This window comes from Desulfonatronovibrio magnus (assembly GCF_000934755.1).
In the GTDB taxonomy this organism is placed as follows: domain Bacteria; phylum Desulfobacterota; class Desulfovibrionia; order Desulfovibrionales; family Desulfonatronovibrionaceae; genus Desulfonatronovibrio; species Desulfonatronovibrio magnus.
Window position 1 is genome coordinate 486,409 of record NZ_KN882175.1, and the last position, 23,758, is coordinate 510,166.

The following is a 23,758-nucleotide window of genomic DNA, read 5'->3' on the forward strand; positions in this document are numbered from 1 at the left end:
ATGAATGTCCTCAACTGTTTTTTCAAAAATTAAGTAATGCTCCCATACAATACCACCATTTTTACGGAGGAAGGCAATGAGCCTTGATTTAAAGAAAGCCATAGATCAGATCAGCAAAGACAAGGGGATTGACAGAGACATGCTCATTGACACCCTTGAAGAAGCTGTCCGCGTCTCTGTTAATAAAAAATATTCCAACATGCTGGATATTGAAGTTAATTTTAATGAAGATACCGGTGAAATCGATGTGCATCAGTACAAAATCGTTGTGGACGAAGTATATGACCCTGAAAATGAAATTAACCTGGAAGATGCCCTGGAGCATGAACCCAACTCGCAGATTGATGACGAACTGGGCTTCAAGTTGGAAATAAAAGATCTGGGCCGAATAGCAGCCCAGTCCGCCAAGCAGGTTCTAATCCAGAAAATGCGTGATGCAGAACAGGAAATCATTTATGAAGAATATAAAGACCGCATTGGTGAAATAACCAGCGGCATTATTCAGCGCCGGGACCGATCAGGCTGGATTATCAATCTGGGAAGAACCGAGGCCGTGTTGCCGCGCTCAGAACAGATTCCCAAAGAGCGCTTCCACAGGGGAGACAGAGTTGAAGCCTTTATTATCGATGTGCGCAAAGAAAGTCGAACTCCACAAATCGTTGTATCTCGGTCACATCCTGACTATATGTCCGCACTTTTCAAGCGTGAAGTTCCCGAGGTATCCGACGGCACCATCAAAGTAATGAATGTGGCCAGAGATCCGGGCAAAAGAGCCAAAGTTGCGGTGCTGTCCAAAGATTCAGACGTTGATCCTGTAGGTGCATGCGTTGGTGTCAAGGGATCTCGTATTCAAAATATTGTTCAGGAACTCAGGGGCGAAAGAATTGATATAGTTGTCTGGAAACCGGATATTGCTGCTTATGCTGCCAATGCCCTTTCTCCGGCGAGAATCTCACGCATCACTGTGGATGATGATGACAAGACCCTGGAAGTGGTTGTTCCCGATGATCAATTGACTCCAGCCATTGGTAAAAAAGGCCAGAATGTTAAACTTGCCTCAACCCTTCTGGGCTGGAAAATAGATGTTTACACTGAAACAAGATACGGACAGATCAACGAACACCAGCAGATCATTGATCAGCTGGCCAGTGCAGCTGAAATATCAGCCAGTGAATTCGCTAAGCAGGGCTTTGAAAGTCTGGATCAGCTCCTGCAGGCTTCTGATGAAGAACTTATGGACAAACTCGGGCTGAACCAGGAAAATCTTCAAAATCTTAAAAGCGCCATCAACTTCCTGATTCCCAAGGAAGAGAAAACCGAGGAGCATGATCATGAACAATCTGCTCAAGAGTCTGCAGATGATGCTGAAGTTAAAGATTTAGCACCAGAAGCTGATCCGGTCATTGAGGGAAAAGAGCCAGACCAGATGCCGGATGACAGCAGCCTGCCTGATTCAGATGATGACCAGACCATGGAGCAGGGTGAGCATGATCAGGAAAAGCTGAGCGATGAAACAGCACACAACACTGATCCACTCCAGGTGGAATCAGAGCCCGATAATCAGGAAAATAAGTAATGACCAAGCATGTGCCGGAAAGAACCTGTGTAATCTGCAGATCAAAAAAACCCAGGCACTTGCTTCTAAGATACACATGCCCCGAAGATGGCCAGGACCAACTCATGCCGGACCCGGACAAAATCGCTCAGGGGCGGGGTTTTTATACATGCGCTGACACGGAATGCGCTGAAAAAATTATTAAATTCAGGGGATGGATTCATAAGTGCAAGGGGGTAGAAAAGAATGTCTGAGAAAATAAGGGTAAGGGAATTGTCCCAGGAAATGGGCATTTCCAATAAGGAATTAATCCATCTGCTGAGGGATTTGGGCATAACAGTTAAAAGTCATATGAGCAGTCTTGATGAAGATCAGGCCCGGCAGGTTCGTGAGTACTATTCAAGTCAGCCTGTGGAAAAAGTTACTCAGAAGGTCACCAAGTCCGGGGTCATTTTACGACGCAGAAAGCGGGTAGCGCCCGAACCGGAGTCTGAAGAAGAACCTGATGTAAAACCTGAAGAAAAACCTGAAGAAACAGAGCAGGATAAGGCACTCGTATCTCAGGAGACGGCTGAACCCTCTGTTGTCCAAAAGGCAGATACCGAGGCAACCCTGCCCGATGATACTCCTGCTGAACAGGAGCCGATTGATGTACAGGCTGAACCACCTGTCAAGGAAGACCCTTTGCAGCCTTCAGAAACAGCCCCTGAAGCCATTGCTGAAGAAGATCTGAAAAAACAGCCCCCCAAAACCATTCCAGAAGATAAGCCTGAAAAACCGGTCAAGGAAAAAAAGCCTGCCCGTAAAAAGAAAGCCCCTGCAGAAGCACAAGTAAGAATCATCTCCAAACCTGATCCTGTCCCTGAAAAGCCTGCAGCTCCTGTTGATCAGGTTAAACCAGCAGCACCTGCAGTCACCGCAGCCCCCAAGCCTGCAGACTCGGAAGAGGATGATGGCAAGAAAAAACGCAAAAAGAAAAAGGGGCGCAAGGATAAACGAGTGGTGGACTTCAAGGAATACTATAAAGATAGCGAAGAAACCAAGAAAGCCTCCATCAGCTTTAAAAAACAGAAGTCAACCAAGGTTGCTGATAAAACCGGTGGAAAATTAAAGCTCTTAAAGGATAAGAAAAACAAGCTTGATGAGAAGGCCAAGGCCCAGACTCAGCCCATAAAGACATCCAAGAAAAAGATTAAAATTGATGAAGCCATCCGCCTTGCGGATATGGCCAGACAAATGGGCGTTAAGGCTCAGGATATCATCAAGACGTTGCTTGGACTTGGCATAATGGCCACCATCAACCAGTCCATTGATTTTGATACAGCAGCTATTGTAGCGGCTGAGTATGGTTATGAAGTTGAGAAGACCGGATTTTCAGAAGATGAATTCATGATACCCAAAGAGCAGGATGCACCTGAAGATCTTAAGCACAGATCTCCTGTGGTCACCATCATGGGACACGTTGACCACGGCAAAACTTCTCTGCTTGATGCCATACGCGAGTCCAAAATTACTTCAGGCGAGGCAGGCGGCATCACCCAGCACATAGGAGCCTATTATGTTGAGACTCCGCGTGGTGACATGGTATTTCTGGATACTCCCGGCCACGAAGCATTTACTGCCATGCGTGCCAGAGGAGCACAGGTTACGGATATTGTAATCCTGGTAGTTGCTGCTGATGATGGTGTTATGGATCAGACCAGGGAAGCAGTAAGCCATTCCAAGGCGGCAGGAGTTCCCATAGTTGTTGCTGTCAACAAGATGGACAAGGAAGGAGCAAACCCTGACAGAGTTATGCGCGAGCTGGCTGAACTGGATCTGGTGCCTGAAGACTGGGGTGGAGATACCATCTATACCCAGGTTTCCGCCAAACAGCAGACCGGGCTGGACAATCTTCTGGAGATGGTTCTCCTTCAGTCTGAGGTGCTGGAACTCAAGGCCAATCCGGATAAAAGTGCTGTGGGTCACATTGTTGAAGCAAGGTTAGACAAGGGACGTGGAGCCATTGGAACCCTGCTGGTTCAGGACGGTACCCTGAAACAGGGCGATGCATTTGTCTGTGGCCTTTACCATGGCAAGGTCCGGGCTATGTTCAATGACAAAGGTCGCAAAATTGACATTGCCGGTCCATCCACCCCTGTAGAAGTACAGGGGTTTGAAGGCGTGCCCGAGGCTGGAGATGAGTTTGTTGTAGTAGCCGACGAAAAGGTAGCACGCAAAATTGCTGAAACAAGACAGACCAAACAAAGGGAAAAGGACCTGGCCAAGGAATCCAAAATCACTCTGGAAAGTTTTCTTGCTGCCAAGGCTGACGGGGAAGTGCTGAATCTTAACCTTGTTCTCAAGGCCGATGTTCAGGGTTCTCTCGAAGCCATTTCCGAAGCCCTTCACAAGCAGTCCACTGATACTGTCAAGATTAACATTATCCATGCCGGAGCAGGTGGCATATCAGAATCCGATATTCTCCTTGCTTCAGCGTCCAATGCCATCATAATCGGATTTAATGTCCGGCCAACTGCCAGAGTCAAGGATGTAGCCGAGCGTGAAAGCGTTGAAATCAGGTTCTATGACATCATCTACAACCTGGTAAATGATATCAAGGATGCCATGACCGGTATGCTGGCCCCCATTATCAAGGAGCAATACCTTGGGCAGGCAGAAGTTATCCAGACATTCAGCGTACCCAAAGTGGGCACTGTGGCAGGCTGCATGGTCTCTGACGGAAAACTTACCCGTAATGCCAAGGTCAGGCTCTTGCGTGACGGTGTTGTCATCTTCACCGGCAAGCTTGATTCCCTCAAAAGGTTCAAGGATGATGTCAAGGAAGTAACCAAGGGTTACGAATGCGGGGCAGGTCTGGAAAAATACAATGATATCAAAATCGGTGATATCATAGAAGCTTTTGAAGAAGTTGAAGAAAAGGCTACGTTGTAAAGTATGATAGTTGGAACCCTGCAGATTAATTTTCGCCTGTATGGAGTCACATCTCTCAAGGCCAAAAGAAAGATCAGCAACAGCCTCAAACAAAAACTGAAGAATAAATTCAACCTGGCAGTTGCTGAAACAGGATTTATTGATAATCTTGACTATCTTGAAGTGGCCATGGTCACTCTGGCCAATGAGAAGGTAAGGGTTGAAGAAATACTTAACAAGGCCCTGGCCATGGTGGAAGCCATTACTGCCGATGAAATTATTGAAGTTAAAATAGACGTGTTTGGAGCCTGAAATGCGAAGATCAACAACAAGAAGGTCATCCCGAATGGCCGATGAAATTATGCGCGAACTGGGCCGGATTATTGTCCAGGAAGTTCAGGACCCCAGACTGGAGCTTCTGACCATAACAGGAGTCCGCATGAATAAAGACTTCAGTATTGCTGAAGTTCTGTATACCCATTACAATGGACAATCCAGCGAACTTGAAGACAGCCTGCAAAAAGCCAGGGGGTTCATGCGCACAACTCTGGGAAAAAATCTCAGACTGCGCTACGTGCCAGACCTTCGTTTTACATGGGACTCATTTGTTGAGGAAATGGTATATGATGGAAAGTCTTGATAAAATTATCCAGGTTCTGAAGCAAAGCAACAATTTTCTCATTACATCCCATGTCAACCCGGATGGTGACGCCATAGGCTCCATGTCTGCCATGGCATTTATTCTGCAGACCCTGGGCAAAAAATTTTGTGTGTACAATGAAAGTCCCATACCCGACAAGTTCAACTGGGTTAAGTGGCCGGCTTCAGTTTCCCATGAATATGAGCCTGGCAAGCACGAGTGGATGATTGTCCTGGACTGCGGGGATCTGGACCGGGCCGGAGAAAAATTAGCAGGCAACGCTTCAGGCAGAATAATCAACATCGATCATCACCTTGGCAACCCTGAGTTTGGTGATATAAACTGGATCAAAACCGATGCTTCATCCGTTGGGGAGATGGTAGCCACCATCGCTGAAAAACTTGACATTGAACTTTCCGGCCCTCTGGCTCAGGGCATATATCTTGCCCTGGTTTCTGATACAGGCTTTTTCAGCTATGGCAATACCAGTGTTCACTCATTGGAGCTGACAGCCAGGCTTATTAACAACGGCCTTGTTCCCGGACGCATCAATCCGGTTATCCTCAACCAGTGGACTGTAGGCAGACTGCACCTGCATGGACTGGCCATGCAACAGTCATCATTTCATCTTGATAACCGCATCGGATTAGTCAGTGTTACTAAGGAAATGCTGGACAAAACAGGAACAACCCCTGATGATTGCGAGGGCTTGGTCAGCGCTGTAAGGAATGTCAAATCCGTTGATGTGGCCATATCGGTACGTGAAGACGAACCAGGGAAAATCAAGTTCAGCCTGCGCTCTTCAGGTGATATAAATGTACAGTCCATGGCCCGGGAACTGGGTGGCGGAGGCCACAAGAATGCCTCGGGCGGGATAATTTACGGTTCCATGGATCATGCCACCAGTCAACTTTTAGATGTTGCCATGAAACAGCTCTCATGAACAGCGCAGTCATTGTTCTGAACAAGCCCCATGGCCCTACTTCTGCTGCTTGCCTCAACAAGATCAAAAAAAAATTTAAAATTAAAAAACTGGGGCATGCCGGCACCTTAGATCCCATGGCCACTGGCGTTCTGGTGGTATTGGCGGGTCAGGCCACCAAACTGGCTGATTATATCATGGATGGACGCAAAACCTACTACGGAGAATTGCGTCTTGGTTTAGAGACAGACACCTATGACATTCAGGGCATAGTTCAACAGGAGTATGATTATTCCCACGTACAGCCGGATTTGATCAAAAAAACTGTCCTGGAATGGGAATCCCTCCTGTCCCAGCAGGTTCCGCCTGTTTCAGCAGCCAAACATAAAGGCAGGCCCTTACATGCCCTGCAAAGAGCTGGACAAAAGGTTCCAGTAAAGTTTAAGGATATTAAAGTTTTCAGAGCGGAAATCATTAAAATTGATATTCCCTCAATATTTTTTCGGGTAACCTGCTCAGCAGGCACCTACATACGTTCCCTGGCCCACAGCCTGGGGAAACGACTTGAGTGCGGTGCCGTACTGACAAAGCTTATCCGGGAAAAAAGCCATCCCTTCAGCCTGGGCCAGGCAGTTGAGCTTGACAGACTAATGGAGGCAGATTCCTGGCAGGACTATGCCCTGTCCATCAGTCAGGCCCTTGCACACTGGCCAAGACTGAAATTAGACAGCAACAATGCTCGCCAGGTTCGCCACGGACACCCCATTGAGGCATCATCTTTTCCTGAAGTCAAAGCTCAGGAAAATGAAATGGCCCTGATGGTGGATTCCAGTGGTGAACCTCTGGCTCTGACTGCTTTGGAACACTCCCGGGATGGTCGTTGGATGTGGACCGTTAAACGCGGTTTGTGGACCAGCCATTAAACTGGCTGACATCGTTAACCTTGAGATGCATCATAACTTCATGTTCTGCTGACATGGCAGACTATAAGTCAGATGAACCAGGGCTGCGGTAAGGTTTAAAAAAACAGTCAAACTCAGGAGGATAGCGCTGTGGTTATGGAGCCCCAGGAAAAGGCCCGAATTATTGATGATTACAAAAAACATGACAACGATACTGGATCACCAGAAGTGCAGATTGCGCTGCTAACAGAGAGAATCAAGTATCTAACCGAGCATTTCAAGACCCATAAAAAGGATTTTCATTCCAGAACAGGCCTGCTCAAGCTTGTAGGAAAAAGAAGAAACCTTCTCAACTACCTGAAAAACAAGGATGTTGAACGGTATCGCGACATTATCTCCCGCCTGGGTCTTAGAAAGTAAATTCAGCATCGGATGCGGGCCACAGATACATTCTGTGGCCGCACCCATGCTCCAGCCTTTTCAGACCGTGCGCGTGACATCCCTTTGAAGGATCCTGATGAGAATGCTTCGGTTCTTACATCCCGATTGCTCCTGAATGAACTTTTTCAAGATTAAACCCCGCTTTAACACCACACTTAAAAAACAAACCTATAATTAAGGATTATTTAACATGGCAAACAAATTTAAAACTATTCAAACCAGTACCACGGCCGGAGACAATGAAATTGTTTTTGAAACCGGCAAACTGGCTAACCAGGCAGACGGTTCTGTTGTTGTCAGAGCCGGAGACACTGTTGTTCTGGTCACAGCAGTGACCCAGGCCATGCAGCACGACCCCGGATACTTTCCATTAGTCGTAAATTACCAGGAAATGTCTTATGCTTCCGGCAGAATTCCCGGCGGCTATTTTAAAAGAGAAATCGGAAGGCCCAGCGACAGGGAAACACTGGTTTCAAGACTCATTGACCGCCCCATTCGCCCGCTTTTTCCAGGAGAATTTCGTGATGAGGTGCAGGTCATTGCCACAGTTCTGTCTGCGGATTCTGAAAATGACCCTGATGTCCTGGCCATCAGCGCTGCTTCAGCCGCTCTGCATATTTCCAAAATACCTTTCAGCGGACCCATCGCAGGAGCCAGAATCGGGTATATTGATGAACAATTTGTTCTCAATCCCAGTGAAAAACTTCTTGAACAAAGCGATCTCAATCTTATAGTTGCGGCCACGAGAGATGGAGTGGTCATGGTGGAAGGTATTACTGACTTTCTGCCGGAAAAAATCATAGCTGATGCTATAAACTGGGGACAGGAAAAAATAATCCCCATTATTGAGGCTCAGGAAAAATTGCGCGAGCTGTGCGGAAAGGAAAAGATTATCCTGAACGTTGAGCCTGACACGGATCCAGAGCTTGAAAAAATTATTTCTGATCTAACCTCTGATGAGCTTTCCAAAGCCTTGTCCATTCCAGATAAAATGGAGCGCAAAGAAGCCAAAAAACTTTGCTTTTCCAGAGTCAAAGAGGATCTATCCACCCAATTTTCTGAAGAACCGGACAGGCTAGATAAGGTTGGCAAAATTCTTGAAGAACTGGAAAAGTCCATTGTGCGCGAAAAAATTCTGCAGACCAGAACCCGCATTGATGGACGTGATCTTACCACAGTCAGACCCTTGACCATGGAAATAGGGCTGCTTCCCAGGACCCATGGTTCAGCCCTTTTCGCCAGGGGAGAAACCAAATCCCTGTGCGTGGCCACTCTTGGCAGCAGTTCTGATGAACAGCGCATTGAGACCCTGACCGGAGACAGCACTAAAAGATTCATGCTGCATTACAATTTTCCCCCCTATTGTGTAGGTGAGGTAAAGTTTCTGCGCGGTCCCTCAAGAAGGGAGATCGGTCACGGCATGCTGGCTGAAAGAGCCATCACTCCAGTACTGCCCTCTGCAGAAGAATTTCCATTCACCATCCGCATAGTCTCTGAAGTCATGGAGAGCAATGGTTCATCATCCATGGCTACTGTTTGCGGCGGCACCCTGTCTTTGATGGATGCCGGAGTACCCATCAAAGAACCTGTTGCCGGTATTGCCATGGGACTTATCAAGGAAGGAGACGAGTATCTCGTTCTAACAGATATTCTTGGCGATGAAGATCATCTTGGTGATATGGATTTCAAGATTGCCGGAACCTATGGTGGTGTGACAGCGGTTCAGATGGACATTAAAATTCCGGGCATTCCCATGGATGTAATGTATAAGGCGCTTGAGCAGGCTGGAGAAGCTAAAAAGGTTATTCTTGACGGCATGAAAGAAACCATAGCTGAACCGAGATCAGAGCTTTCACAATATGCTCCCAAGACTGAAGTTGTCTATGTGGATACAGATAAAATCAAAGATGTTATTGGCCCTTCAGGCAAAAACATTAAGGCCATTACAGCTGAAACCGGCTCATCCATAGATATTGAAGACACTGGAAAAATCACCATTTTCTCCGCCACCCACGAAATCCTTGAAAAAACCAAGGAAATGATCATGGTATTTAATCAAAAGCCGGAACTTGGCAAGGATTACCTTGGTGAAGTAAAACGAATTCTGGACTTTGGTGCAGTAGTCGAGATCCTTCCTGGAGTTGACGGACTGGTTCATATTTCACAGCTTGATACCAAACGCATTGATAAGGTCGGTGATGTAGTCAAGATTGGTGACCAAATAAAAGTCAAGGTTATTGAAGTTGGGGATCGCGGCAAGATTCGTCTGAGCAGGATGGCTGTAATTATGGAAGAAAATGGTGAAAAGTTTGATATAGACTCTGCAGCCTTCAAGCCTGGTCCCAAAGGACGAAGCTCAGACAAGGGGCGTCCCCCGAGAGGCCGCAGATAATAAAGACAACAAAAGCTGAATCCTGAATAACAGGCCTCAAGCATGGATGACTTGAACGCGGAGGCAGTCATGCTGCCTCCGTGTTCATCACTGGTTCATAATCCTGTCAGCATGGTAACTGCTTCTGACCAAAGGACCGCAGACCATTTTCAATCCCATTTCTTCACCTGCTTTTTTATACCCTGCGAATTTTTCCGGAGGCACGAAACGTTTTACAGAAACTTTCTGCATTGATGGCCTCAGATACTGACCAATCGTCACCACATGAACTCCGGCTGCTGCTGTATCTTCGAGAACCTGCAGTATCTCATCATCAGTTTCTCCCAACCCTGCCATTATACCTGTTTTAACAGCGATTCCCCCACCATGTCTGTCTACATGACGCAAAAGCCCCAGGCTCTGTTCATAATCAGCTCCGGGCCTTATTCTCAAATACAGACGTCTTATGGTTTCCAAATTGTGCCCGATAACATCAGGTTTCGCAGCCATAACTGTTTCCAGAGCATCAAGGCTGCCCTGAAAATCAGGTATCAATACCTCAAGGGTTGCTCTGGGATGATCCTGCTTAAGTCTATGCAGTACCGCTGCAAATTGTCCTGATCCGCCGTCCTTCAGATCATCGCGGGTAGTGGATGTAATTACAATATGCTTCAGCCCGAGCTTGGACACAGCCTGAGAAATCTTTTGAGGTTCTGAAGGGTCCACTGGTTCGGGCTTAGCCTGGCCTACATTGCAAAATGTACAGCCCCGGGTACACTTGTCCCCCAGGATCATAAAGGTTGCCACTTTTCTGCTGAAGCACTCATAAATATTTGGACAGGCTGCGTTTCTGCAAACCGTGTGAACTTTTGCATCGGCAAGCATCCTGTCCACTTGTGTGAATTCGCTTTTAACTGGCAAAGGCACACGCAGCCATGGTGGTTTTCGTGGAAAATTATTATTTTTCACAGGTTTTCGCTGATAGTTTTCTGAGCTTTTGAGCAAGCACTGCTGCATGTTTTCTTTTTGATAACAAAGGCAAGTTCATAATAACTCCCAGGCCTTCGGTCAACTCATGAAACACTATGTCATTGAGAGAACTGAGTACTGCTGTATTGACCATGGCATCCACACTCATAATATCCCTGATCAATTCTATGGGGCCTGAGTGGTTTAAAGACTAATGGAGTACTACCCTGTAAGCATAAGTCCTCTGCAGATTTTGACTACTGGCTGCCCGCAAAAATCCGACATTCACTATGGAAGGAAAAACCGTCCTTACCAGGACTTGTCTTTCATGTTGCATTTTTTCACCAAACTGATAAAAAATCGTCCTATGATAGCCATGTTGTTTAAGCTTGTGGGTGGAATCGGCCTGTTTGTGCTGGGAATGATACTGCTTACCGACGGACTGAAATCATTTGCCGGACAGTCTCTTAAAAAAGCTTTAATGCGTTTTACCGGCACCCCTCTCAAGGCGTTTGCCTCCGGTACACTGGCCACCATGATGGTCCAGTCATCCAGCGCCACCACAGTAACAGTTATCGGGTTTGTCAGTGCCGGCCTGCTGGCTTTTCCCAATGCAGTGGGTGTGGTCCTCGGGGCAAGTTTTGGAACAACAGGCACCGGCTGGATTGTTTCCGTATTAGGCCTTAAGATCAGCGTTGGTTTTTACGCTCTGCCGCTTGTAGGGATTGGAGCCTTTTTGAAGCTCCTGGCTCAAAGCCGCTGGAAATATTTTGGAATGGCTATGGCTGGATTCGGACTCATATTTATTGGAATAGAATCTCTTCAGGAAGGTATGGGGGTTATATCCACTCAGTTCAATCTGGCTCAGCTTCCTTCATTTGGTCTGTGGGGTCACCTGCTGGCCATGACCATCGGCGCCCTCATGACTGTAGTCATGCAGTCATCCAGCGCTGCTGTCGCCACAACTCTGACTGCCTTGCATACTGGAGCTGTAAGTTTTGATCAGGCAGCATCACTGGTCATTGGAGCTGCTGTCGGAACAACTGTAACCGGTGCTCTGGCGGCAATTGGTGCCAGTGTCCCTGCCAGGCGTACAGCCCTGGCTCATGTGCTCTTTAATCTTGCTACCGGCCTCATAGCAGTTATTTTTCTGCCTGGACTTTTGTGGATCATTGGTCTTATGCAGTCATATCTCGGTCTTGATCCCGGAGCTGTCAGCCTGGCCGCATTTCATACTTTTTTCATTGCTGTGGGGGTTGTGATCTTTCTGCCTTTTGCCGGCAGGTTTGCAAGATTTATCGAGAAAACCCTGCCGGACAAAGGTCCAGAGCTTACCAGGCACCTTGACGATTCGTTGCTGCATGCCCCTTTTGTGGCCATGGAAGCAACCAAAAGGGTCATGAAGAAGAGCGCGATACTTTTACTGCAGGGAGTCTATGCTGGAATGTACAATCACAGACACAATGCAGGGCGCTCTCTAATTATGGTCCAGGAAGCTCTTGATAAAACAAGGGAGTTTTTTGCACGGATTCCAAATGCATCAGAAGAAGAACCCTTATCAAATAACAGGGTTAACCAGATGCATGCTCTGGATCATCTCATGAGGTTGACCACCCATTTTTACCCTCCTGCGCGTGTAAGATTCATGTTGACCAGGCAGGAACTTCAGCCAGCTTTAAAAATTGCCGGAGAGCTTCTGGAACTGGCATTGTCCGGACTACAGGACAAACAGGGGGGCGACTGGACTGCAAAGGTGGAACAAAAGGCCGGAGAACTTGCAGAATTACGCAGGCAGGAACGTCCACTGGTCATAGGTCAGACAGCAGGTGGGACATGGGAACCTTCTCTCGCACTGGAATTTCTGGACGCCATGCGCTGGTTGGACAGGGTCTGCTACCATATATGGAGGATCTGTCACTACCTTGGCAGTGATCAAAATGACACTATGCTTTCCAGCAACTCTTAACACTGCAGCCAAACTTGTAAAGTACAGGCTGCAGCGAACTGGTTCCCTGTCAGCAGGCTAAGCAGTTATTACTTTCGCCCCTTTCCAGGAAAGCAGAAAATAATTTCAATCTCAATTACAACCAGATTTACTGCCGGGGAAGCAGTCCTTCCTTGCCTCAAGCAGGTGGCTTAACTGTTACTCATAACCTTACAAACACAAGACAGACAACATCATTAACATAGCCATCTTTGACCTTGTATTCACGGTAACCTTCACTGACCTGACACCCAACCGCATAAGTATTGCCCTGCAGTTCTATACTTCCTGAATACTGCCTGCCTCTTTCCATGCTGAAAAAAAAATCATCCAGAGGAATAATATCTCCGGGACTGAATTGGGAACTTGTGGATGAGATAATCATTTTATTGCGATTACAGAAAATAGCAAAGCTGTTTGCCAAGACCTCTCCGGACTTATCTCTGGGAAGAGTGTCCTCCAGCATGGACTTAAACTGCGGTTCAGAATCAAATACAATCTGTATGACACCTACTGGTCTGCTCAAATCATCAGGATGCCTTACTGCTGTTGAATAAATATATGTCCTGCGCCCGCCATAAAGCTCGGAAGGATTAAATTCAGATACACAATATTCCTTGCTGCTTTTAAGTCCCATGGCTGCATTCACCAGCTGATGATCAAGGTTTTTACCAACAAATTCCTGCCCTCGTGGAAATTCCTGATTGACAAGACGCTCTTCAAGCTCTTCAGGAGGATTGGATACTGCTGTAATTTTACCTTTGGTGTCAGCCAGGACCAGACGCAGGTAAGGTGTATAGAGGTTGTTTATATATTGCAGATTTTTCGTCAGTTTATGCAGATCATCACGGTCAAGGCTTTTACGTTCTTCCTGTAAAGCCAGAAGGCTGCGAAACATTGGTGTCAAAGCCCACCAGCATACATCATTGGCCCGTTCATAAAGGTTTCTATCAGCAATATTGTTGGCCTGAAAAGCTCTGAATGAAAGTTCGGTGAAGAGTGTGGAGACAATCTTTTCCTGCATGCTCTGAATAGAATTTGAAAAAATATTGTTTATTTCATCACCAATTTCACCAACAAAACGAAGCACTTCCACAAAACCGTCAGCCTGAAACCTTGCCGCCTTGACCTGACCATTCATACTGTCATTTTTCATGTCGTCGAGAACTTCTTCAGCCTCACGCTTAATCGTTGTGAGGCCTGGCGCGAACTGGTCCAGTCTGGATATAATGGATTCATGTTCCTGTTTATCCTCTTTACTTTCATTGAGTGCCTTGTCCAGACCAATCATGGCATGACCATACCAGGGCAGCCCGAAAAATCCCTGGTACCCATCAGTAACAACAGTAGTGCTTAAATAGGGACTACCCTGATAGCTTACCACCTTGAAATCATCATCCAGAACCCGCTGCACCCTGTTTCCAACTGACACGAGATCCTGATTACTTGATGCTATCACCACATCCTGTTTATCAATTATACATAAAAGGGGTTTGTCAGCACGGTCCTGCCCCAGGAGGTCATTAAAAATTCCTTCCATTTCTTCCTCGAAATTAAAGCACAGGCAAAGCACTCCCAAGGCCTCTTTTGTTGATGGGTGTTCAATTTTCTGGGCATAAATCAACACATTATCTCTTTTGGGAAACAGATCGCAAGGTCTGAAAACTTCTACATATTTATCAGGATTCCTGTCATCTTGCAGATCTACGGATAGAGTCTGCCCCACAATCGGATCTTTCGAGTATTCAACATGCTCATTTTCATCAAACCGTGCCATAACCCTGCCATGAACATCCATGATAATGATATCAAAATAAACAGTGTACTCATACTGATAGTCCTTGAGTCTGTCATGAATTAAAAGGCTGCAGTCATGGTAATCATCTGATTCATCAAAGCCTGCAGCACACCTGTAAAGAAAATCAATAATCTCTGAGTCCGTGGCGAGATAACCAACATCTGCTGTTCTTTCAAAAAGATTGCGCATTAATATGTTAATAGCAAACTTTGCCTGATCTGTAAGACTGCTGACAGACTTGTTCACAGCCTCATGCACCAGGGCATCAACAAGCTGATCCTGAATTTCAGTAAATTTATATTTTGTAGCACGCATGTCCTTGATAAGGGGTGAAAAAAGCATGGTCGCCTCTGCAGGCATGTGAGCAGTTTCTATAAGCCCGGCAGTAATGGCGCCTTCCCAGCGCTTGTTTACAGAAAAAAACTTCTGGGTATAGTTGTTTATTTCCCGCATATTGGCCAGCAGAATGGTTTTATAACGTTCAACAGAGTTATCAGACATGCACTACCTCCAGCATATAAAACTTGAGCATTTCAGAGAAATTTTGAACACTATCCCCATTAAGGTTAAGTGAATACCGATTTATAGCTCGCCCAGCCCGAGATACGCTAAAAAATAACCAAAATGTCAAAAAAGACATGAAAAAATGCCCAACATATCAAATAAATTATTTTTTTGTAAATATACTCAACCCGTCAAGCCTGTATAAAATAATCTTTGCTGTCCATCAACTACAAAATTTGCTTTTTTGTAACAGTTTAGCGAGCTGCTTTCACCTCAGCCTTTTCGTCACTCGAAAAATGCCACTCCTTTTTGCAAAGAACTACAATCTTATTGGAAATAAAACCATATACTTACACATTTCAGTATATTTTCTCTTGTTTCCCGGCTCCAGCCTGGGGATACCTCTTTTTTTTTGTGGCTCCAGCCACATTTTGAAGAAGCGGCTGGAGCCGCAAGAACTAAACGCCCCCAGGCTGGAGCCTGGGAACGATTGGTGGATGTGCCAATTGTAAACTTTGGAAAATTTAGGCTTGATATGACTTGATGTTTGTGCTTTTGTGAAAAACGAAACAAAAGAAAACGTAATAGTTTAGCCCTTTTTCAAGAAAGCAGGGGACAGGCACTCCGGGCTCCACTTGAGGGTCAACCGATGATTTAAACGTCTCACTTTTGAGACAAGTGGGTCCCGGAAGAGCCAGTCCCCGTGCCACATGCAAATGGCTAAACTATTACAAGAAAACAATCTTGCCCTTTACAGGAGAAGCTTATGCCAGGCACCCAGACCTCACTCAGAAAATTTGTTGCTCCTGAATTCATCTATGGTCCAGGAGCAAGGCACCTGACCGGCAATATTATATCCCGTCTCGGAGTAGAAAGGGTAATGGTGATCTCTGACCCAGGGGTTGAAAAGACAGGTCTGGTCAAGGACATTTGCAAGACCCTGGACGCCCATAACATAGAATATTCATATTTTGATCAGGTTTCTCCAAATCCCAGGGATGTTGAAGTAATGCAGGGTGTGGATTTTTACAGATCTCATGGAGCTGAAGCCATCGTTGCCGTAGGAGGTGGAAGTCCTATGGACCTGGCCAAAGGGGTAGGGATCGCAGCCTCCAATAACCGTCACATCCTTGATTTCGAGGGAATAGATCAGGTAGAGCTACCATCTCCCCCTCTTGTATGTATTCCCACAACAGCAGGAAGTTCAGCCGATGTATCGCAATTTGCCATCATCAATGACACTATACGCAAGATAAAAATTGCCATAGTCAGCAAGGCTGTTGTGCCCGACATGGCACTTATCGATCCAGAAACCACCCTCACCATGGATCCTGAACTCACTGCAGCCACAGCCATGGATGCCCTGACCCACGCTGTTGAGGCCTATGTTTCCAAGGCTTCTTTTTCCATAACCGATGCCCACGCCTTAGAAACCATCAGACTGGTCAGGGCAAATATCATTGAGGCTGTTAAAAACCCCGATGATATGTTTTATCGGGACAAGCTCATGCTGGCCAGTCTGCACGCTGGACTGGCTTTTTCCAATGCCATTCTCGGTGCGGTGCATGCCATGGCCCACAGTCTGGGAGGTTTGATGGACTTTCCTCATGGATTGTGTAATGCATTGTTGCTGTCGCATGTTGTCCGCTATAACTTCGACAGTGTGCCGGATAAATATTCTGATATCGCACAGGCTCTGGGGCTTGAAACCCAGGGCCGTTCCTCTGATGCCATCCGGGACAGCTTAAGCAAAAAACTGTATGACCTGCATTTTGAAGCAGGCCTGACCAAAACCTTTGGCCAGCTCGGCTTAGATCCAAAAGCCATCCCTCAACTGGCGCAAAACGCTGTAAATGATCCATGCATGCTTACAAATCCCAAGGAAATGAGCGCTACTGATGTCGAAAAAATATTCATCAAATCCATCTAAGTTAAATGGAAGTCAAGACGCTTTAAACAGGCTCATTGGACTTGGACCCAGGTCCATGCAAAAAAGCTATTACCCTGAACTCAAGGCCAGATTAGATGAGCTTACCCGTTTTCGTAACCTTCTGGACAATATAAATGATCTCATAATTCTCATTGATATACACTCCGGCCTTATTATTGATACCAACAAGGCCACTGAAACCCTTCTCGGTCTGCATTCAGGGCAAATCCTAAAAAATCCCCTGTCCACATTCATGGATAAAAGTGAAGCAGACAAGATCCTTAACTTTTTCCAGCAAGAATATATCTGCTCAAAATTATTCCGGGTACAGCTCATCACAAGCAACAGAAAACTTATTCCTGTGGAAATTAATTGCAAAATTGTCAAACTGAAGCCCAATGGTTATGGCGTGCTCATAGCGAGAAACATGACAGCTCAAGAAGAGGCCAGACAGGAGATAGAAATCCAGAGGGCCTTTTTCAGGCAACTCTTTGACAACTCCCCCAAAGCCATTGTCATGGAGGATGAATTATTTTGCGTAGCAGATGTTAACAAGGCCTTTGTGTCCCTTTTTGGTTATACTATTCAGGAAGTTGTGGGTACAGACATAAACAGCTTCATTACCCCTGATCATCTCTCGGAAGAGGTTACCGGCATCAAGCAGCAAGCATATAAAGGCATAACCCAGAACATGCAGACCCGCAGAACAACCAGTTCCGGTCAGACCATTGACGTTGACATTCTATGCATTCCTGTCACCTTTGGAGGAAGATTTAATGGTCTTTTCAGCATTTTCACAGATATCACCCAGAAGCTGCAAATTGAAATCAACATGTCCAGACAGCAGAAACTGGAGTCCATTGCCCTGCTTGCCGGCGGTCTTGCCCATGACTTTAACAATATCCTTTCGGTCATTTTGGCCAATACATCCTTAAGCAAGATTCACGCTGCACACAATAAACCCCTGAAAGAAAGCCTGAACCGCATTGAAAATGCTTCCAGCAGAGCAAAAGATCTGACCATGCAGCTTCTTACCTTTGCCAAGGGAGGTGAACCTGTCAAAAAGACCATTGATCTGCGCAAGGTGCTTCAAGAGACTGTCAAGTTTGCTCTAAGCGGTTCATCCACAAGAGTGGTCTTTCATATTGATGATGATCTAATGCCCATCTATGCTGATGAGGGTCAAATCTCCCAGGTCGTACAGAACTTGACCATAAACGCCTCTCAGGCCATGCCGGAAAAAGGTCTGCTGAACATTTTTGCCGGCAACATGGCTCTGGGTAAAGAGAATGACTTCAATCTGGCTTCCGGTAAGTATGTATACATTAAATTCAAAGACACCGGACCAGGCATTACAGCAGAGGATTTGACTCGCATTTTTGATCCATATTTCACCACCAAGAAGAAAGGCAGCGGTCTGGGACTGGCTATAACTTATTCCATAATCAGAAAACATCAGGGCCACATTCATGTTAGCTCCACTCCTGGTGAAGGAGCTGAATTTTTCATTCTCATTGAAGCATCTGACAGTCTTCCTGAAGACTCTGCCAGCTATTGCCCTCTAAAAAAAGTCCAGGCCAGGGTCATGATTATGGACGATGAATCAGATATCCTTGAAGTAACGTCTGAATATCTTGAGGCCATGGGATACGAGGTTGTGACAGCCAGGGATGGACATCAGGCCATGCGCAAGTTTGAACAATATCTATCAAACAGGGCACCCATTGACATACTGGTCACTGATCTTACAATTCCAGGCGGGATGGGAGGCAGAGAACTGAGTGAAAAACTGCTTGGCAATCATCCGACTCTACCCATTATTGTCACCAGCGGATACGCCCATGATGAAGCCATGGCTGATTATTCAAAATTTGGCTTTGCTGCAAGAATTATCAAACCTTTCAGCATTGAAGAGCTTGACCATTTAATCCGGCAGTGTCTCGCAGCCAAGTCAGTAAAACAGCCATAAGTACAGATCTTTCTTGAATTTACCTGTAACCGCTCGACCCGCACTCCCCGGCACAAGCTTACAGGTATCGGCCTTCAAGACTGGAGCCTGCAGCCTGCAGGCTATTGAATGACACGGCTTAAAGCCGCCTCAATTTTGCAATTTATTTGATGCACTGCAGGCAAGCCATGCAGTTACAAAAATTACAACAAAAGGAGATAACAATGATGCACAAAATTACAATTGAAGGAATGAGTTGCCAGCACTGCGTACGCGCGGTCACAGATGCACTTAAGGCCATTGATGGCATTACAGACGTTGAGGTCAGTCTGGAAAATAAAGAGGCTGCCTTCCAGGCGCCCGACAACCAGGACATGGAACAGGTCAAAAAGGCTGTTTCTGATGCGGGTTACAAGGTAGTATAAGTCTCTATCTGAAAGTATTTTTCCTGCAGGATTCAAAAAAACAAACTGCTAACCTTAAAACTGGAGATTATAAATGTCGGATCAAACCCTTGAAGCCCTCAAGGATATTTCAGAAGTATTCAAATTCGAACTTTGGCTGAGGTTTTACTTTATCCAGGAAAATGATGGAAAAATTATGCTCAAAATTGAAGATCAAGTTCTGCAAAAAATGAAGGATGAGTACGAACATCTTGCAGGACTGGCTGAGCAGCTCAACAACACAGAGCTAAGTCCTGCAGAGTGCCAGAAAGCCATTGTGGATCATGTTTTTAAACAGTTTGACGGAAAAAAATATGAAATGGGCTATGTACCCAAGATATTGGATATGGCTCCATTTAAGGCCGAAATTCAACTCTTCAATACATGGGCTCACCTGCATGAGGATCAGCTGGATAAAAATCTTTTGAGCTTTACAAAATGGAATGAGCTGTATGACGAATGGAAACGTTCAGAAAACGCACAGAAGATGGAAGTATCATTAAGCATGCAAAATATCCAAAATACCACCCAGCCAGCCTCCAACAGCACCAATTGAACAGTATTGTATGCCAGCTCCCATGTCCGCCATGGGAGCATACACTAAATTTGCATTTACATAATTCAGTTGGATCATCATATTTCATTAATAACTGTTGGGGGGAGTGTGATTTCCTGCACCTCTGGCTCAAGCATCCTGGCAGCATCGACAAGCATTCTGGTGTAACGGCCAGGCAGAACCTTTCCCTTACGCGCTATGAAGGTTGCCTTTCTGACTTGCTATTGCTTGCTCTATTGACCTGACCACTTCCTGGGGTTCAAGATCATCACCGCGTTCAACAAGAGCAAGAGTCAGATTGATCTCTCGCTGAATATGAGGGGTCTTGATATTAAAGTATTTTCTCCAGGCTGCTGCAGCTGCCTGAATATCTCCGTCTATGGCGTGGCTGAGTCCAGTATAAAGCACCGCGTAATCATCACCGGGTTTAATAGTTAAAAGCCTCTCCCATACCTTTCTGGCCTCATGACTATCTCCCAGGCGCAACCTGCAAAAACCCAGTTTTCGCAGGGCCTCCTGATGCAAGGGCTCCTTTAAAAGACATGCTTCATAGCTCTGTGCTGCAAGCTCATAATCCTTTTCCCTCAATAATCTATCCGCCTGGACAATATCCGGATCAAAGCCCGATGATTCCTCCTCCATATCCTGGCCGCGAACATGACGCATAAAACCGCGAAACAAATCTCTGCGTGAAAACTTATTTAACTTTTTAGCTTGCATTTAAAATCTGCTGGTTGCCATTTTATATATTTCATGGGGATCAAGAATAAGGACTACACTTCCATCTCCCATGATGGTGGCTCCGGAAATACCAGGCTGCTCTCCCATATACTCCCCAAGCGACTTAATGACGACTTCCTGCCTTTCCAGTAAAGTATCAACCACAAGACCAAGTCTGCGATCCCCCACAACAATAATAACTACGGGCAAAACTTCCCTGTCTTCATTATTGACCGGCAATTCAAGAAGTTCGCTTAATTCAGCCAGACCAAGGACTTCACCACGCAAAGTAACTGCTTTACGATTGTTTATTTCACTGAGTTTTGCCGCTTCAATCTTGGTGGTTTCCGAAACAGCATCTAAAGGGATGGCATAGGTCTGTCCAGCCATCTTAACCATGAGCGCATCAATAATGGCCAGAGTCAAAGGCAGGGTTATGGAGAATTTTGAGCCCTTGCCCAGAGTGGAGTGAACCAGCACGCTTCCTTTGAGGTTTTTTATATTATTTTTAACCACGTCCATGCCAACGCCACGCCCGGAAATGTCAGTCACCTTCTCTGCAGTGGAAAACCCAGGAGCAAAGATAAGATCAATGGCTTCCTGATCTTCCATGGACTGGGCCTTTTCCTGTGTTATTATTCCCTTTTCCAAGGCCTTTGACTTCATTTTTTCCGGATCTATACCCCTGCCATCATCCTCCACTTCAATCACTACTGAATTGCCACGATGCGCTGCACGAAGCCACACAGTGCCTAAAGGGTCTTTGCCGGCCTTGACGCGCATATCTTCCTGCTCAAGTCCATGATCAAGAGAATTGCGGATCAGGTGCACCAGAGGATCGCCAATAAGTTCTACAACGCTTTTATCAAGCTCTGTATCCTCACCTTCAGTAATAAGCTGCACTTTTTTGTTGCTTTTGCGGCTGAGATCGCGCACCAGTCGGGGAAACTTGGTAAATACAGTCTGCACCGGTACCATGCGCACGTTCATTATGGTTACCTGGAGGTCGTCAGATATCCTGGCCATGGAATTGGTGGTTTCTGTAAGCTGCTGGGCTATCTCCTGCACATCATGGCCTTCTTCAAGAGACTTGGACAGCATGGCAAAGCGATTACGATTGATAATAAGCTCACCAATGAGGTTCATGAGATCATCTAACCGTGAATGATCCACTCTAATGGTAGAGGCAATGGTAGGCTTGGTTCTGTCCTTTTTGGAAGGAGGCTGATTAGACTTGGAGGCAGGCGCGCTCTTGTCCGGCTCCTTTGGGCAGGCCTGGTTATCCTGGGTTTCTGCTTGAGAAGGCCCTGTTTGAACTCCGACATCAGAATCTTTTTCAGGCTCGGTCTGCTTTGATTCAACCTCCCGGGACGCATTCTCAGGTTCAGTATCGACTGAACCCGGACCATTGGAAGCCTGGTCTGATTCAGCTGTTGTTTCTGAATCATGTTCGGGTTCAAGACCTGGATCGGGTTTAGAATCAGAAGAACTTGCAATGCTTGTCAGCTTATTATCCACCATGGACTGCAGGATACTTGTTTCCTGCTTGAGAAGGTCACCCATCAGCTCAAAATCCAGATCAGATTTGCGGCCCTGATCTACTAATTCAGCAGTCCTGGCTGCATAAGTCTTTAAATCATCAAAACCCATGTAACCCGTGGAATTCTGGATGGTCACCAGAGATCTGTACAGACCATCGATAATTTCCTTGTCAGCCTCACCAGAATTTATTTTTTCCAGCGCCAGCTTCAGGTTTTCAAATTGCTGCGCCACTGCCTGTTCAAAAATCTGGAGATCCTCTGGATCAAAGTTTTCCTGATCGCTTGCAACAGACTCAGATCCGTTGTCTTTATGGTCTGCCTGGCTTTGAGTGTTTGACTTTTCAGACTCAGCAGGCGAGTCATCCTGTTTTTGAGACTGGACTTCCGGCTTATCAGGTACAGAATTCACCTCTTTTTTAAACTTAGGCTGATTTTGAAGAGCCTTGTCAACTTTTTCCAGAACATCTGATATATCATACCCGGTGACTTCAGAGCTTTCCCTGTCAACATTATTCAAAACTGTTTCCAAAGTATCGGAAATAGTCAAAAGAACATCAATAAGTTCGTGAGATATTTCCAGTTCATTATTCCTGACTTTATTCAGGATGGATTCAGCCTCATGAGAAAGCCTGTTTATTTCCTTAAACCCGATAATGGCACTGTTGCCCTTTATGTTGTGAAAGCTGCGAAACAGATCATTGATAACTTCCCTGTCAAAATCTTCGTTACTCTCCAAAGTGATAAGCATGGAGGTGACTTCTGCCAGAATCTCCTGAACCTCTTCAATAAAATCATTGAGATGATCCTGGCTGACCATGGTCAAGGCATAACTTTCTTCGGTTTTAAACAGTCCCGCATCCCCGGCCTCAGCCTTAGATGTCTGGTCTGACTGCTGCTCAGCCTCATCTGAAGATGGCTTTTCTGATGCAGGTGAATCCACACCACCGGATTGCATCAGTTCTTCAATATGCTTGATTATATGTGCAGTATCAACCTCACCTTCATTACCCTGGGCTTCAAGATTTTCCACCATTTCCCTGAGAGCATCTGTAGCTTCCAGTATAAGATCCATGATGCCGGAGGTAACTTTCATCCGACCTCTCCTGAGCTCATCTAAAATATTTTCGCCCTTATGAGCCAGAGAGTTCATAAGCTTGAGCCCAAGAAAACCTGAAGCACCTTTCAAAGAGTGCATGGGCCTGAAAATATCATCCAACAGGGAAAGATCGTCCGGATTCTTTTCAAGCTCAAGCAGCTTGGGCTCAATGGTCTCCAGATGTTCTCGTGCTTCTACCACAAAGTCAGCGTATACTTCAGGATCGTAAAAGTCTTGATTCATATATCTGCCTGATGATTGTTAATAAACTAATATCATTTCAAGGAAAACATGGGACAGGCACTCCGGGAGCCACTTGAACATCAACCAGTGATTTAAATGGGTCATTTTGAAGGCAAGTGGGTCCCGGAAGAGCCAGTCCCCCTCCGGGCTGTATGCCTCCGGGCAGGAAGCCATGCTGCATGCAAAGGGCTGTTGCAAAATAATATTATATCCCCCGGGATAAGTGAAAGATCGAAAAACAAACTCAATGATTACTGAAATGCACATGCAGGTATTATATGA

Annotated in this window: 19 protein-coding genes; 14 read left to right on the forward strand and 5 right to left on the reverse strand. The window is 45.9% G+C overall.

All coding sequences use genetic code 11. From position 1 onward, the window contains the following. Window positions 1-76 precede the first annotated feature (76 nt). The 9 genes from nusA to pnp all read left to right on the forward strand — a co-directional run bounded on the left by nusA (window position 77) and on the right by pnp (window position 9,765). Complete coding sequence (nusA, locus tag LZ23_RS14020) at window positions 77-1,576, forward strand: transcription termination factor NusA (RefSeq protein WP_084591067.1); 1,500 nt, start codon at window positions 77-79, stop codon at window positions 1,574-1,576. Beyond that, complete coding sequence (locus LZ23_RS14025) at window positions 1,576-1,809, forward strand: YlxR family protein (protein WP_045215049.1); 234 nt, start codon at window positions 1,576-1,578, stop codon at window positions 1,807-1,809. Before nusA ends, LZ23_RS14025 begins: the two co-directional genes overlap by 1 nt. Next, entirely contained in the window at window positions 1,802-4,489 is a 2,688-nt protein-coding gene (infB, locus tag LZ23_RS14030) for a translation initiation factor IF-2 (protein ID WP_045215051.1), read from the forward strand. Before LZ23_RS14025 ends, infB begins: the two co-directional genes overlap by 8 nt. A gap of 3 nt (window positions 4,490-4,492) precedes the next feature. Continuing rightward, on the forward strand, window positions 4,493-4,780 hold the full coding sequence (locus tag LZ23_RS14035; protein WP_045215053.1) for a DUF503 domain-containing protein: 288 nt from the start codon (window positions 4,493-4,495) through the stop codon (window positions 4,778-4,780). 1 nt (window position 4,781) lies between these two features. Continuing rightward, window positions 4,782-5,108 (forward strand): 30S ribosome-binding factor RbfA, encoded by a 327-nt coding sequence (gene rbfA, locus LZ23_RS14040; RefSeq protein WP_045215054.1) that lies wholly within the window; start codon window positions 4,782-4,784, stop codon window positions 5,106-5,108. Further along, entirely contained in the window at window positions 5,092-6,051 is a 960-nt protein-coding gene (locus LZ23_RS14045) for a DHH family phosphoesterase (RefSeq protein ID WP_045215056.1), read from the forward strand. The genes rbfA and LZ23_RS14045 overlap by 17 nt, the downstream gene beginning before the upstream one ends. Beyond that, entirely contained in the window at window positions 6,048-6,953 is a 906-nt protein-coding gene (gene truB / locus LZ23_RS14050; RefSeq protein WP_045215057.1) for a tRNA pseudouridine(55) synthase TruB, read from the forward strand. Before LZ23_RS14045 ends, truB begins: the two co-directional genes overlap by 4 nt. 135 nt (window positions 6,954-7,088) lie before the next feature. Further along, window positions 7,089-7,352, forward strand: coding sequence for a 30S ribosomal protein S15 (rpsO, locus tag LZ23_RS14055; protein ID WP_045215059.1), 264 nt, complete (start codon window positions 7,089-7,091; stop codon window positions 7,350-7,352). Window positions 7,353-7,563: 211 nt separating this feature from the next. Beyond that, window positions 7,564-9,765 (forward strand): polyribonucleotide nucleotidyltransferase, encoded by a 2,202-nt coding sequence (gene pnp, locus LZ23_RS14060; RefSeq protein ID WP_045215060.1) that lies wholly within the window; start codon window positions 7,564-7,566, stop codon window positions 9,763-9,765. Window positions 9,766-9,852: 87 nt separating this feature from the next. On the opposite strand, the gene lipA is transcribed toward pnp, so the two are convergent. Further along, window positions 9,853-10,713: a lipoyl synthase gene (gene lipA, locus LZ23_RS14065; protein ID WP_045215062.1), complete on the reverse strand. Its 861-nt coding sequence runs from the start codon at window positions 10,711-10,713 to the stop codon at window positions 9,853-9,855. After that, window positions 10,703-10,882, reverse strand: a complete 180-nt coding sequence (locus LZ23_RS24735; RefSeq protein WP_052507397.1) for a hypothetical protein — start codon at window positions 10,880-10,882, stop codon at window positions 10,703-10,705. Before LZ23_RS24735 ends, lipA begins: the two co-directional genes overlap by 11 nt. Window positions 10,883-11,041: 159 nt before the next feature. On the opposite strand from LZ23_RS24735, the gene LZ23_RS14075 reads away from it, so the two are divergent. Next, window positions 11,042-12,679: a Na/Pi cotransporter family protein gene (locus tag LZ23_RS14075; RefSeq protein ID WP_198146003.1), complete on the forward strand. Its 1,638-nt coding sequence runs from the start codon at window positions 11,042-11,044 to the stop codon at window positions 12,677-12,679. Between the two features lie 181 nt (window positions 12,680-12,860). Here LZ23_RS14075 and LZ23_RS14080 read toward each other — a convergent pair whose 3' ends face one another. Continuing rightward, window positions 12,861-14,996, reverse strand: a complete 2,136-nt coding sequence (locus tag LZ23_RS14080) for a cache domain-containing protein (protein WP_045215063.1) — start codon at window positions 14,994-14,996, stop codon at window positions 12,861-12,863. A gap of 769 nt (window positions 14,997-15,765) precedes the next feature. On the opposite strand from LZ23_RS14080, the gene ercA reads away from it, so the two are divergent. From ercA to LZ23_RS14100, 4 genes are all read left to right on the forward strand, one after another. After that, window positions 15,766-16,929: an alcohol dehydrogenase-like regulatory protein ErcA gene (gene ercA / locus LZ23_RS14085; protein WP_045215065.1), complete on the forward strand. Its 1,164-nt coding sequence runs from the start codon at window positions 15,766-15,768 to the stop codon at window positions 16,927-16,929. Further along, the gene (locus LZ23_RS22775) at window positions 16,898-18,898 is read left to right on the forward strand and encodes a PAS domain-containing hybrid sensor histidine kinase/response regulator (protein ID WP_052507398.1); all 2,001 of its coding nucleotides are present in this window, start codon (window positions 16,898-16,900) and stop codon (window positions 18,896-18,898) included. Before ercA ends, LZ23_RS22775 begins: the two co-directional genes overlap by 32 nt. A gap of 203 nt (window positions 18,899-19,101) precedes the next feature. Then, window positions 19,102-19,302 carry a heavy-metal-associated domain-containing protein gene (locus LZ23_RS14095; RefSeq protein ID WP_045215067.1) on the forward strand — a complete coding sequence of 67 codons (201 nt, stop codon included), beginning with the start codon at window positions 19,102-19,104 and terminating at the stop codon, window positions 19,300-19,302. 73 nt (window positions 19,303-19,375) lie between these two features. Continuing rightward, window positions 19,376-19,876, forward strand: a complete 501-nt coding sequence (locus LZ23_RS14100) for a hypothetical protein (RefSeq protein ID WP_052507399.1) — start codon at window positions 19,376-19,378, stop codon at window positions 19,874-19,876. A 189-nt stretch (window positions 19,877-20,065) separates the two neighbouring features. Here the strand turns inward: LZ23_RS14100 and LZ23_RS14105 are convergent, their stop codons facing one another. Both LZ23_RS14105 and LZ23_RS14110 read right to left on the reverse strand, forming a co-directional pair. Then, on the reverse strand, window positions 20,066-20,596 hold the full coding sequence (locus LZ23_RS14105; RefSeq protein WP_045215068.1) for a tetratricopeptide repeat protein: 531 nt from the start codon (window positions 20,594-20,596) through the stop codon (window positions 20,066-20,068). Continuing rightward, complete coding sequence (locus tag LZ23_RS14110; protein ID WP_045215070.1) at window positions 20,597-23,476, reverse strand: chemotaxis protein CheA; 2,880 nt, start codon at window positions 23,474-23,476, stop codon at window positions 20,597-20,599. Window positions 23,477-23,758: the final 282 nt, after the last annotated feature.